Source organism: Paenibacillus sp. RC334, from assembly GCF_030034735.1.
Lineage (GTDB): Bacteria > Bacillota > Bacilli > Paenibacillales > Paenibacillaceae > Paenibacillus > Paenibacillus terrae_A.
In genome coordinates, this window is sequence record NZ_CP125370.1 from 3,218,558 (window position 1) to 3,232,144 (window position 13,587).

The 13,587-nt window shown below is 47.0% G+C and carries 10 protein-coding genes and 3 pseudogenes; all 13 read right to left on the reverse strand.

All coding sequences use genetic code 11. The features are described 5' to 3' along the window. A pseudogene (locus tag QMK20_RS14670) lies at positions 1 to 1,268 on the reverse strand (multi-tm2 domain protein). Positions 1,269 to 1,358: 90 nt separating this feature from the next. Continuing rightward, positions 1,359 to 1,829 carry a hypothetical protein gene (locus tag QMK20_RS14675; protein WP_283652211.1) on the reverse strand — a complete coding sequence of 157 codons (471 nt, stop codon included), beginning with the start codon at positions 1,827 to 1,829 and terminating at the stop codon, positions 1,359 to 1,361. Beyond that, a complete protein-coding gene (locus QMK20_RS14680) occupies positions 1,826 to 2,314 on the reverse strand; it encodes an RNA polymerase sigma factor (RefSeq protein WP_283652212.1) in 489 nt (162 codons plus the stop codon). Before QMK20_RS14680 ends, QMK20_RS14675 begins: the two co-directional genes overlap by 4 nt. Positions 2,315 to 2,604: 290 nt before the next feature. Then, positions 2,605 to 3,334, reverse strand: a pseudogene (locus QMK20_RS14685) (DnaD domain protein). A 3-nt stretch (positions 3,335 to 3,337) separates the two neighbouring features. Beyond that, positions 3,338 to 4,633, reverse strand: coding sequence for an asparagine--tRNA ligase (gene asnS / locus QMK20_RS14690; RefSeq protein ID WP_283652213.1), 1,296 nt, complete (start codon positions 4,631 to 4,633; stop codon positions 3,338 to 3,340). 135 nt (positions 4,634 to 4,768) lie between these two features. After that, positions 4,769 to 5,965 (reverse strand): acetate/propionate family kinase, encoded by a 1,197-nt coding sequence (locus tag QMK20_RS14695; protein WP_044648435.1) that lies wholly within the window; start codon positions 5,963 to 5,965, stop codon positions 4,769 to 4,771. Next, positions 5,962 to 6,834 (reverse strand): 3-hydroxyacyl-CoA dehydrogenase family protein, encoded by an 873-nt coding sequence (locus QMK20_RS14700; RefSeq protein WP_044648436.1) that lies wholly within the window; start codon positions 6,832 to 6,834, stop codon positions 5,962 to 5,964. The genes QMK20_RS14695 and QMK20_RS14700 overlap by 4 nt, the downstream gene beginning before the upstream one ends. 135 nt (positions 6,835 to 6,969) lie before the next feature. Next, positions 6,970 to 8,472, reverse strand: a complete 1,503-nt coding sequence (locus QMK20_RS14705; protein WP_283652214.1) for an AAA family ATPase — start codon at positions 8,470 to 8,472, stop codon at positions 6,970 to 6,972. Beyond that, entirely contained in the window at positions 8,465 to 8,998 is a 534-nt protein-coding gene (locus QMK20_RS14710) for a hypothetical protein (protein ID WP_044648438.1), read from the reverse strand. Before QMK20_RS14710 ends, QMK20_RS14705 begins: the two co-directional genes overlap by 8 nt. Before the next feature lie 618 nt (positions 8,999 to 9,616). Continuing rightward, positions 9,617 to 10,399 carry a (S)-acetoin forming diacetyl reductase gene (locus QMK20_RS14715; protein ID WP_283652215.1) on the reverse strand — a complete coding sequence of 261 codons (783 nt, stop codon included), beginning with the start codon at positions 10,397 to 10,399 and terminating at the stop codon, positions 9,617 to 9,619. Positions 10,400 to 11,047: 648 nt separating this feature from the next. Further along, entirely contained in the window at positions 11,048 to 11,572 is a 525-nt protein-coding gene (locus tag QMK20_RS14720) for a cell wall elongation regulator TseB-like domain-containing protein (protein WP_283652216.1), read from the reverse strand. A 37-nt stretch (positions 11,573 to 11,609) separates the two neighbouring features. Further along, positions 11,610 to 12,912: pseudogene (locus QMK20_RS14725) on the reverse strand (amidohydrolase). Continuing rightward, positions 12,899 to 13,552 carry a redox-sensing transcriptional repressor Rex gene (locus QMK20_RS14730; protein WP_283652217.1) on the reverse strand — a complete coding sequence of 218 codons (654 nt, stop codon included), beginning with the start codon at positions 13,550 to 13,552 and terminating at the stop codon, positions 12,899 to 12,901. The pseudogene QMK20_RS14725 and the gene QMK20_RS14730 overlap by 14 nt, the downstream one beginning before the upstream one ends. Positions 13,553 to 13,587 lie beyond the last annotated feature (35 nt).

Sequence of the window (13,587 nt, forward strand, 5' to 3'; positions counted from 1 at the left end):
CTATTGTTTCTCCTTTACCCGTTTAGATTTGGAATTACCGATCATCATCCAAATACCACCGCCAATCAACAATAAGGATACGATAATCGTCCGTAGATACATGTCAACCAAATTATAAATCTCTCCGTTCGGAAACAGACGATCCAGAGTAGGAACAAGTACGTTGATCAAGATGTAATAGGCACCCAGCAATAGCAACCCCAAACCTACCCAGCGGTCATATTGTGCAAACATACCGATCACAGGCTTGTCAATCAACGGTTCCCGTCCATAACGGCTTACTTGCTGCAATGCATCAAAAAAGCTGTAAAACCAGACCACCGGGATCAGGAACAAAAAGAGGGACAAATACAGTACATCCAGCATGTAAATGCCGCCTAAGAACAGAAGCATGAGCTGAAGACCCCGTTTTTGCAGACCGATATACATATGTCCCGCCCCGGGAAATACCGATAGAATGGTAGCCAGCATTTTGCTACGCCGCCCCTCGACTCTTCCATGCTCCAGTTCTTCAAATAAAGTCCGATCCTGAAGAATTTCTCCCGCTTGTTTACGATGTACATGCTGCACCGCATCAAACATACAATACAGCCATATGATCGGCAGCACGCCCGCAAACGCCAAAAATCCGGATTCGTTTGTAATGCTTGAAATAAAAACGAGAATCGCTCCAAAGCCAAAGAAGGACATCAGGAAAGACAAACCACGCTGCATCAGCCCCAAATGAAGGTGTCCCAACCCTGGGATGAACGACAGCAATATGGTGAAAAAACGTTCATTGTCCGATCCTTTTTGAAAAGCAGGCGATCCTGCCACACCGTAGTGTCCTTGTTCATAATAGTTATAGCCTGCACCATAACCCATCTCTGCTCTCGGTGCATCCGTATCTGCGTCTTTTGCACCCTCCGGTACCTCTCCCGTTAAACCTGCATCTCCATAAGGCCTACTTTGAGAGTAAAAGCCATATGGATTGGGGCCTGCATGAGGGGGATATGGAGCAGCGACTGCACGAGGATCATAACGCAACAAGCTAATAATGATATGCAGCATACTGAGCCCCCCAAAAAAGAGCGGCAACAAACATACTGGCCCAATAAAGGCATTTCGTCGCTTGAAACCACCGAAAAAAATATTCCTCCCGCCAGACATCCGAAAAACAAAATGGTGTATACAAACGCATTGGCTTTTCTGGTCCAGTAATAGTGTCCCACACCGGGAATGATGTTCAACAGAAATGCCAGAAGCTTGCTTCGTTCCGTATAAGGCACCGATACACTTCCTCTCTAATCTTGGGATTTTGATTAAATCCTCATCTGAAGGTTTGAATTAAACCTTTTTATCTGTCACTTTAATTTATTTTAGGGCTTTAATTTGTCCAGCCAGCTTGTCGTAGCCCGCATGACCTCTTCACTGTAAGAGACGCGTTCTTTCGGAGGAACGGGCTTACCACCGGTTTGCGGCATCATTTTGTCAAAAGCACCACTGGACAGCAGAATTAGCGTCAAGCTTGCTGCAATTACATAGTGAAACACAGGTTTTTCAAACCAGCGGCGTTTATTGAGGGTAGCTTGACTTGCTTCTGCTTCCTTATCGGGAAGAGCAGCCATTACCTGATCTGTGAAGCGTTCCGTATCCAACCAGGCAAAACAATCTTCCAATGTCGACTCCAGCTGCTCCATTGCAACAAGATATAAGGCCAGCGCCTGCTCATCTTCCAGCAGAAGCTTTTCCAGCCGTTCAGATTCCTCTGTCGTGCAAGTTCCTGTAATATAAGCGTGCCAGTCATTCATCTGCCCTTTAGTCCACAGTTTATCATGTTGGTCAGTCATTGCCATTCCTCCTCCTTCCAGTGATTTCGAATCCACTGCCGTGCCCGGTAGAGTCTGGACTCTACTGTTTTTAAGGCTACTTGCGTCTCTTCTGCAATTTGATCGTAGGTTTTGCCCTGCATATAATAGTCTTGGATAATATCCCGATGCTGCTGGGGCAGCTGGGCGATTTTTTGCGATAGTTCCACATTTCGTTCCTCGCGGATCAGACGGACCAGCACATCCTCATCCCGGGAAGGGAGTTGAACGAGGGTTTCTGCCACATCTATCAGCTCTGCGGGCCGCCTGTCCTGTTTGCGCTTGATATCCAGCGCTTTGTGGAGCGCAATTCGGGTCAGCCACGTTTTAAAACCTTCGTTCCGGTACTGGGGGAGAGACTTATACACCTGAACGAACGCTTCCTGCGCGGCATCTTCCGCTTCTTTGCTATCATGCAGCACCGAATAGGCCACATGATACACATGCTTGCTATACAGCTCTACCATCTCACGGAACGCCTGCCGGTCACCAGACCGTATTCGTTCAATGATTCTCTCTATATCAATGACGCTCTCCCCCTTCCCAATACTATAGACGCCGGAGAATTTACTCCCCCTGCATATTTCGAAAAAAAATATTTAAAAAAGGACACACCCTCCTCACGGAGTAGCGTGTCCTCTATCGCTAAGCTGCTGTTTGCTCAAATATTTTACTTGTATTCATTTAACTTTTTAGTCACTTTAAGCAAGCATTTAATGTAAGCCTTGCTGCTGCCTGAAAACCTCAGTCTATCGCTTTAGCTGCGTCCGCTCCCACGGAAACGCTGAGCGTATTCCTTTGCATCCTGTGCATTACGGACACGGTTTCGGCTCCATTCCAGCAAAATGCGGTCAATATACCGGAAATGCACCTTCCCTGCAAACACCGCTTCCTTCAAGGCCAGCAAAATCAGCTCCTCAAGATACCGATCCTGATCCACCCAACTGGTGATCGTCTCGTATTCCATCGGTGACAACGGTCGGCCGAATTCCTTCTCGAAAATCGTAAACAAATTCCGTTCCTCCAAAGGCGGAGACTCTGATATCCCATTCAGCACATCCGGTTTTCCAGCAAACAAAATATCATCATCATCGCTTTGCTCCGTGCGCTCGGGTATCATACATTCCGCCAGCTTACGGTACAGCCCCGTTAGATTGTAGCGTTCAAATTGCACGGACGAGTTGCGGTCTTCCACAGTATCAATCCGCAGAAAACCCTCCTTCATCAGCTTGCTGAAATAGAGCCCGATTTCGTTCGCTGTACATCCGATACGGGCCTGCAATTGCTCCCCAGGTTGGAAATTCATTACGTTCGGCTTGTTTAAAAGCAAGCAACTGCATAAGCAGAAGCATTTCGCCATCTGTCAGCCGAAGCGTCCGGTAATGCTTGAGCAGGGAGTAGGGAATCTGGACCATTCCGGCTTCCATAGCAAAGGCTACTCCCTCCGCCCACTCTGCCGCTGATGTCTTGTCGAATGATCCGGTCATCGGTTACGGATACAAACGATACAGCATACGTGGGAACGGAATCGTTTCACGCACATGATCTAGTCCACAAATCCATGCTACCGTACGCTCCAGTCCCAGTCCAAAGCCGGAATGCGGAACGGTGCCGTAGGTGCGCAGATCCATGTACCATTGGTAAGCTTCACGCGCCAGGTTATGCTCGTTAAAACGTTCTTCCATCAAGGCCGGATCATCAATCCGTTGGGAACCCCCGATAATTTCGCCGTAGCCTTCTGGAGCGATCATATCAGCGCACAGGACAACCTCCGGACGAGTTGGATCAGGCTTCATATAAAATGCCTTAATGTGAGTCGGCCAATGTGTAATGAACACTGGCTTGTTGTATCTCTCAGCAATAGCCGTTTCATGCGGAGCGCCAAAGTCCTCGCCCCAAGGGATATCGAATCCTTCTCCTTGAAGGAAAGCAATCGCCTCATCATACGTAATGCGCGGGAATTCTCCCTGAATTGGCTCCAGCTTCGAAACATCGCGTCCGATCGTTTCAAGCTCTTTTGCACAATTTTTCAGCACTGATTGTACGATATGACTCACAAACTGCTCCTGTACGCGCAAAGATTCCTCATGATCTACAAAAACCATCTCCGGCTCGATCATCCAGAACTCAATCAGGTGACGACGTGTTTTAGACTTTTCCGCACGGAAGGTTGGACCAAACGAGTATACCTTGCCAAGCGCCATGGCTGCCGCTTCCATATACAACTGTCCGCTTTGTGTCAGATAAGCATCCTCGTCAAAATATTTGATATGGAACAGCTCTGTTGTGCCTTCTGCGGAAGAAGGAGTCAAAATTGGCGGGTCCACCTTTGTAAAGCCATTGCCGTTAAAAAATTCCTGTACCGCACGGATAATTTCCGCCCGTACGATCAGAACCGCGCGTTGCTTGGCGGAACGCAACCACAGGTGACGGTGATCCATCAGGAAATCTACACCGTGTTCTTTTGGCGTGATCGGGTAGTTTTCTGTCAAATGAATGATTTCAATGCCCGTTACCGTTAATTCAAAGCCGGATTGGCTACGCGGTTCTTCGCGCACAACTCCGGTAACATACAAAGAGCTTTCTTGTGTCAAGGATTTGGCATCATTCCAAATGTCCTCGGACACCTCGCTTTTCACGATAACCCCTTGAATATATCCGGTACCATCGCGCAGTTGCAGGAACTGGATTTTACCACTAGATCGTTTGTTATTTACCCAAGCGCCGATTGTAACCGTTTCCCCTACATGGCGGCCCACTAGGGCAATCGTACTTTTATTCGTCATGACCGTCTCTCTCCTCTTAACCGAAAATCAAACAGCCCTTCCCCCTGGGTCAGGCTGTTTGCTCTCGCTGTTTGGTACATACGGAACCTATTTAAGTGATAGCCCGTATGCATAAAGTTTAAACTTCGGGTCGAACTACTGAACCAGACGGTACGTGTCGCGGGCAATAACCAGCTCTTCGTTCGTCGGAACGATCAATACATCAACCTTCGAATTTGCTGTTGTAATCCGGCGAGGCTCGCCAGAACGAATAGCGTTCAACGATTCATCCAGCTCGATACCGAGGAATGTCAGTTGCTCCAACACTCTCTTACGCAGAACGACGGAGTTTTCGCCTACACCTGCCGTGAATACGATCACGTCTACCCCATTCATTGCCGCGGCATACGAACCAATGTATTTGCGCAGACGGTATTCATACATTTCAAATGCCAATGTAGAATTAGCTTCGCCTTTTTCCATACCTTCCGTGATTTCACGCATATCACTGCTGATACCGGAGATAGCCAAAAGTCCACTGTGCTTGTTCAGCATGGAGTTGACTTCATTGACGGTCAATTCTTGCTTGTTCATCACATAAGGCACGATTGCCGGGTCCAAATCACCACTACGTGTCCCCATCATAAGTCCTTCCAGTGGAGTCATACCCATGGAAGTATCTACGGACAAACCGCCTTGAACCGCTGTTACACTACCGCCGTTACCGATATGACAAGTGATGATTTTCAACTCTTCCAAAGGACGACCGACGAATTTGGCGGCTTCCTTGCTTACATAATCATGGGAAGTACCGTGTGCGCCGTAGCGACGGACCTTGTACTTATTGTACAACACTCTTGGAATGGCGTACATATAAGCTTTTTCAGGCATCGTTTGATGGAATGAGGTATCAAATACAACAACCTGCGGTACATCCGGCATATTCAATTCAGCCGCTTTAATACCCATCATGGAAGCCGGGTTATGCAATGGCGCAAGGTCGAACAAGCGGCGGATTTCACTCTTCGCTTCAGGCGTTACAACCGCTGACTGCTTGAAGATTTCGCCTCCATGAACAACGCGGTGTCCCACAGCCTCAATTTCGCTAGTGCTGGAGATTACACCATGTTCCGCATCTGTGAGTGCATTCAGCACTTTACGGATCGCTGTAGTATGCTCCAGAATTTCGCTAACCTCAGTGTATTCTTCTTTGTTGGTTGGCTTATGCGTCAGGATGGATGAATCCATACCGATGCGCTCGACCAATCCTTTTGCCAGAACGGACTCGTCCGACATATCATACAGCTGGTATTTCAGGGAAGAACTCCCTGCATTAATTACGAGAATTTTCATACCCGGTCACCATCCTTGTCGTACTTAAAGAAGCCTTCTCCTGATTTCACGCCCAGATTACCTGCACGCACCATTTTCTTCAGGACGATGGACGGACGATATTTCAATTCACCGAATTCACGGAACATGCGCTCCAGAGCAGCCAAAACGGAATCCAGACCAAAGCGGTCAGCCATTTCCAAAGGACCGCTTTGGAAGCTGTAGCCGATTCGCATAGCATCGTCGATATCTTCAGCGGAAGCTACGCCCTCTTGAAGAACGTGAGCTGCTTCATTAATCAGCAGGCAAATGATACGGCTTGTTACAAAGCCCGGGGATTCATAAATCATAACCCCTTTTTTCTCCACTACTTCTTCAACAAACATTTTTGTGTTTTCAAACGTATCGTCCGAAGTTTTCAAGCCACGAATAATTTCCACAAGATCAATGCGGGATACTGGATAGATAAAGTGCATACCAATAACACGCTCAGGATACTTGGTCGAGCTGGCAAGCTCGGTCAGGCTCAGCGTGGATGTATTACTTGCAAGAATAATGTTGTTTGGACACACATAGTCCAGTTCTTGGAAAACAGCTTTCTTCTCGTCCAGATTTTCTGTAATGGTTTCAATGACCATGTCACAGCTTCCAAGCTCAGCCAAATGAGAAACTTTCTGGATGCGGGATAAAATCAATTTTTTCTCCGCTTGTGTGATTGCCCATTTTTCCAGTTGCTTGTCCAGACTCGTTTCAATCATATTGTAGGCGTAGTCTAGTTTCTCTGGTGTCTGCTCTACCAACAGCACATCAATTCCTTTGGACGCGAGCATTTCAGAGATACCCTGTCCCATGGTGCCGCCGCCGATGACGCCGATTTTTTTAAATTGCATGGTTCTTTACTCCACCCTTTCCTGGTCACTCTCTTATATTGTATCCTTCTTTGTCGAAAAATACATGTTTATGTCCCAATAGCTAATAATATCTTAGCACGGACTAAAAGTAAAAAAAATAACCAGCATAAAAAATTATGCTGGTAATAGAGCATTTTCACTAAATTGACATCTAAATTGATCCCCGGACAGGGTTTCTTCCTTCATAAGGATGTCAAGAGAGTTGTCGAACACTGGACGATGCTTTTCGAGCAGCTCCAAAGTACGGTTATGAAGGTCGTCCATAATCTCACCATTTTCGCGCATGAGCTCTTCTTTCGTTACCATTTCCATGTTAATAATGCCAAGTGAAGTCAAACCGGAAGTCATCATCGTATGAACAATGTTCAGCGCCTGCTCAAAATCGTTGCTAGAGCCTGTACTGCGACCGCCATAGTACATTTCTTCCGCCGTAGCTCCTGCGAGCGAGATCATGATCTGCTCCTCCAGGAACTGCTTAGTATACAAATAATGCTCTTGCTGTGGATTGTGCCGCACATAGCCGAGCGCTTTCCCACGCGGGCTGAGCGCTACCTGGCTGACACTGCCCGGACGAACGATTTCAGCCATAATAGCATGTCCCAGTTCATGAATCGCTACACGTTTTTTCTCTTCCAACGTTGATTCACGATCCGTTTTCTCACCCATCATCACCTTGTCAATCGCCATCGACAGATGCTTTTGCGCAATCGTTTCCTGTTCCTGTCTCATCGCATAGATTGCCGCTTCGTTCATGACACTTTCCAGCTGTGCACCGGAAAACCCGTAGGATTCCTCAGCAATTTTGTCCAGATTCGCCTCTTCCTGAATCGGTTTGTTTTTGGCATGGATTTTAAGAATATGAAGACGGCCCTTCTTATCAGGCAAGTCCACTTGAATATGACGGTCAAAACGCCCCGGACGCGTTAAGGCGCTGTCCAGCATTTCTTTACGGTTTGTAGCCGCAATGATCAAAATGCGCGGAGTATCTGCTGAATAGATGCCATCCATTTCAGTCAGCAACTGATTCAAGGTTTGGTCATATTCACGTTGCTGTCCACCCTCACGCTTGCCGCCAATCACGTCGATCTCGTCAATAAAAATAATAGCATTTTCCTTCTTTTCCTTGGCTGCACGAGTGCGGGCCTCCCGAAACAGCTCGCGGACACGGCCTGCACCAACACCTACGTACATTTCAACAAACTCACTGCCTGAAGCGGCAACAAATATAGAATTGGTATAGTGCGCAGCTGCCTTCGCCATCAGTGTTTTCCCGGTTCCCGGAGGGCCTGTAAGCAAAACACCTTTTAATGGACGAATGCCAAACTTGGAAATTTCATCATGCCGATTCAAAAAATCCAGCGCTTCACGCAGCTCCTGCTTGGCGCTTTCTTGCCCGCCGATTTCCTCAAAAGTCAGCTTGTCCGGGCCATTCTTTTTACGTTTACGTTCTTGCCCGGCCCCTACAGCCAAACCTCCACGTGCATGCATGAGCATTAACAAGCCGCTGAGCATCAAACCTGCGATAAGAAAAGGGATAATATTCACCCCGATAAAAATGAGAAATATAATGGTCACCGGCACAATGCCGATTAGTGCTTCCTTGATCCATCTAGGCATTAGGCCATACCCCCATTTGCTGAGATTGACGTGGCAAAACGATAAACTTGGTCGCTTTGCCTTCGCTGAGTCGGATATAGACGTTGTTTGAATCCATATCGGTATCGGCCTCGATACCGGTTTTTTTCTTTTTCATCTGCTCGACGGTAGATGAAATTTGGGTGTATTTTTTATTTTCCATCGCTTCCGCTACCGGAAACATGGCCTCAGACCACCACTGGTTCAACGCTGGATTGGAATGATCCGCAATTTCCAGCTTAACTGTACGGCTGCCAATGATGGACTGTCCTTTTTGCTTAACTACATTGACCAATCCGGCGACATCTGCCTGCGGTTTGAGATCCAGATTCAAAACAACCTGATCCGGTTTAATATCTATTTGAGCGCTTGTGACGCCGGGATATTGGGAAACCAGTTTTTCCAGAGGACTCTGCATTGTAAACTGACGGTAAATAAACCATCCTCCAAACAACAGCGATGCTGCCAGAACCGCCGCAACAACGATAGGAACTGCACGTAATTTCAAATAACATCCTCCTCTCAAAATGTAAAACACAGAAGAAACGGGACGAATGTCAACACATAAACCAGACTGCATGATCTACAGTGATCAGCAGGTCTTTTTCTATCATTTTTGTCTATCACTTATAAATTATAGTATATCATAACGTATATCTAATATCGAAGGCAATGTGTGGGGGAGTTGCGATAAGGCAAAATCATTGGTTATGGTGGTGGGGAGGGGAGGCGCTATGTGGAGGATTTGATCTTACGATCGCTGTTGCCGCCGGATTTTTTTCGATTAGATTTTTATGGGGAAAATCCGGCGGCAAAGGCGAACGCTATCGCTTCTCCAGATTCAAATCCTCCACTCCGCTACTGCACAGCCATAAAGATGAATTTGCCTTAGGAGAGAAGTTGGGTAGATAAAGATGCTTTGCTGGCTTTCAGCCAAGCTTCGCGGAGTGAGTTAAAAAGACGTAAATACGAATTTTATCGTATTTACGTCTTTTTTTGTTGTGATGTCTACTTCTTTTTATGTGTAAGAAAAGATTCTCATACAGCATTTTAGCTCTCATATTGCAACCTTACACTATATCTAAAAAGGATTCATAATTGCGTCATAATACAACCTTTAAATCTTTTAAAGGAACATCATGCCACCGTCGATCAGTGGGGATTGTCCTGTCATGTAATCGGAATCAGGGCCTGCCAGGAAGGATACGAAGGCAGATACGTCTTCCGGTGTAGAAAGACGGCCCAGGGCAATTTTACTGCCGAATTCCTTGGTCGCATCGCCAGTAGCTTCACCTTTGGATGCCGTAATTTCTTTATCAATGCCACTCCACATTGGCGTTTGTACAATGCCGGGGCAGTAGGCGTTAGCTGTAATACCGTATTGGGCATATTCCTGAGCGGCGGTTTGTGTTAGGGCACGAACTGCAAATTTGGTGGCGGAGTAAATACCCAGGTTGGCATTACCGACATGGCCTGCCTGAGAAGAGGCATTGATGATTTTACCACCATGACCCAGTTCCTTGAACTTGGCGGCTGCTGCCTGAATGCCCCATAATACACTGGTCACATTGATGTGGAACAGCTTGTCAAAATCAGCCAGCGTGACATCCTCCAATAGCTTGGCGGGAGCAATCCCCGCGTTATTTACAATGACATCAAAGCCACCGAGTTTTTCAGATGCTTCCTTTACAGCCGCAAAAACCTGATCCCGGTTGGAAACATCGACTTTAAGCGCAAGCGAGCGCCCTCCTGCCTTTGTAATCTCACCAGCAACACTTTGGGCCGTTTCTTCATTCAAATCCACGATTGCCACTGCGAAGCCATCTTGACTGAGGCGTAAAGCAATAGCCCGTCCAATCCCTTGACCTCCACCCGTTACTAATGCAACTTTCCCATTCACTTTACCCATGTTCATGAATCTCCTTTTTGTATAAGTAGTCATGATAACATAGCCACAAAATTATGGGTTACGTTAGTCTGCACCTATAATTAAACCATTTTAAGGAAAAAAATATTATGATATATGTAATAGACTTCATGTTTAACCTGTTTAAGGGAAATTCAAGTGATACTATAATAAACACTTACCCAAACAAAAAAACTAAAAGACGCAAATGCGAGAAATATCGCTTTACGTCTTTTTAGTCTTCAATGATTCAAAACTACACATTCTTTTATAAGACAATGTCTTCTAATTTCACATATCTTTTTTAGTAAAAACGATTTTCCAGTTCGTACAGAATTAGTTTGGTGTAAAACCCAAAACGGAGACAAGCGCAGCGGCGTCCGTGCCCCCTACCCCCCAACTCCCATAGAAAGAGTGGTGTTTGGAGTAACTCCATCGCGATCAGCCAGCGGAGTGGGCCATTTGAATCTGAAGAAGCGAAGCGTTCGCCTGAAAGCTTTCTGAAAGAAAGCTCGGTTCGGAAGCATATGCTTGCCGACGGATTTTCCCCATAAGAATCTAATCGAAAAAAAATCCGTCGGCAACAGCGATCGTAAGCTCAAATGGACCACGCAGCGCTCTCACACCACCATCAGCCACTCTTCACCCAGCTCAATTATTAGGCAAAGTATACTTTACCCCCATCGATCCCCCATCCGAGAAGCGATAAAAGGTATAGTAATGATGACTGCCGTCATCGTAAAACAACTGCCACACATATTGACCGTTAAACACACTCGGCTCAAGCCTTACAATATCTATACCCGGAAGCTGCTGCTGGATCATGGCTGTCATTTTTTGCTCGTCGACTCCGTTTTTAAGTAGCTCGGTATGAACACCACTATTATCTGCCACAGGCACATTAGGTTGACCCTCCACCTTTTGAAAAGGGACCCACACCATAATATTTTCATTCTGAGCATTTTTCCCTTGTACCACCCAGTATACCTGATCCCACACCGACTTCCACGTCTGAGTCGTGGTAACCAGACCACCCGATTGCTTGGCCTTTACGATAGCGGCATTTCTCTCAGTCACCTGATCTTGAGTAACATAGGAATAATACCAGAAAATGCTGACCAGGACCAGTATGACGGCCAGAATGGCGACCACTATCCATTTTTTCTTATTTTTCAAACCTGTGCTTCCTCTCTAAGGGGATGTGACACCTGAATTAGCGCGACAGCAGCCCTTCAAAGGCGGCTTGTGCCTCATGCTTGATACGTTCCTCATCCATAGTCAGGCACTCACCGTTTTTCACAACCTGACGACCGTCAACCCATACATGGGCCACGTCTTTGGCGCTTGCAGAGTATACGGCATGAGAAATGAGATCCGTATGCGGCAAGAAATGAGCCTGATTGAGATCGAGCGCGATAAAGTCAGCCTTGTTGCCTGCTGCCAGCGCCCCTACCTCATTCAAGCCAATCGACTTCGCTCCGTACTCCGTTGCCAGACGCAACGCCTCACCCGCAGGAACTGCGGTTGGGTCCCCCAGATACTCCCTTGTGAATGAGTGCAGCCAGACGCATTTCCTCAAACATATCCAGGTTATTGTTACTGGCGGGACCGTCTGTTCCGAGAGAGACGGTAACGCCTGCACGGAGCAGATCAGGCACTCTTGCCACACCGCTCGCCAGCTTCAAGTTGCTACCCGGATTATGCGAAACCGCTACACCACGTTCAGCCAGCAAAGCTATTTCTTCGTCATTCAAATGAACAGCATGGGCAACAAGCGATGGACGGGAGAAAAAGCCGAGCTTATCCAAATGCGCAACCGGGCGCAAGCCGTAGTCGCGTACGTTTTGCTCTACTTCGGCAATGGTTTCGGACATATGCGTATGCAACGGTAAGTCCAGATCATGCGCAGCCTGCACGAATTTTTCGATAAACGCAGGCGGACACGTATACGGCGCATGTGGAGACATCATAGTCGTAATGCGACCGTCTGCTTTTCCATGCCAATTACGCGCAAAATTCACAGCCTCAGCCAGCTTGATCCGCTGCTCTTCCTCCGAACATAATCCAATCGCTCCACGCATCAGACTGGCACGGATGCCGGACTCTTCAGCTACACGAGCCACCTCGTCCATATGATCATACATGTCCAAAAAGGTGGTTGTACCGCCTTTCAGCATTTCCAGCACGGACAAGGACGTACCCCAGTACACATCCGTAGACGTAAACTTGGCTTCCATCGGCCACATTTTTTCCTGAAGCCATACTTGAAGAGCCAGATCGTCCCCATACCCGCGCAGCAGGGACATCGCCGCATGACCATGTGTATTAATCAGGCCAGGTAAAAACAGCAGCCCGTTACCATCAATCGCTTCCGTCTCTTCCTCACCCGCTGGCAAAGTCTCGCCAATATAGGCAATGCGGCTGTCCTCCACGATCATATAGCCGTGGATTACCCCCGCTTCCGATCTGTTCACGGCAAAAGAGCCGTTTTTAATCATCCATTTATTCACCGTCATGTTGCATATCTTCCTTTCCGTCTTCCAAATAATAAGCGAGGCTTAACAAATCTGTTGTAAAATCTGTGGCATGTATTCGAATATTTGCTGGTGCCTTGAGAGTGGTCGGCGCAAAGTTCAAAATCGCTCCAATCCCGCTATTTATGAGCCTGTCAGCCACGTTCTGCGCTTCAAAATCCGGTACGGTAATAATCCCGATCCGAATGTTTTGTTCCTTCACGGTCGCTTCCAGTTCATCCATTGGCTGTACGACCAGCGTATTGATCCTGGTTCCGACCTTATCTGGCACAGCATCAAATACTGCTACAATTTTCATATTGTCTTTTAAATAAGCATTATAATTCGAAAGGGCTTGCCCCAGATTACCTGCTCCGACCAATACCACGTTAATTTGCTGGTCGATTTTCAGGATATGGCGTATTTTCTCGATAAGATAAGTAACATCATAGCCGATACCCTTACGGCCAAAATCTCCAAAATACGCGAGATCCTTACGAATTTGAGCCGGATTCAAATCCAGTCTTTGTCCTAACTCCTGGGAAGAGACCGTAGCCACCTCCCGTTTGTGCAGTGCATTCAGATAACGTAAATATACGGGTAACCTCCGTACGACAGCCTCTGAAATTTTATCTGATTTCATACATGCTCCCCCTAATTGTAACGGACATGTTAAGA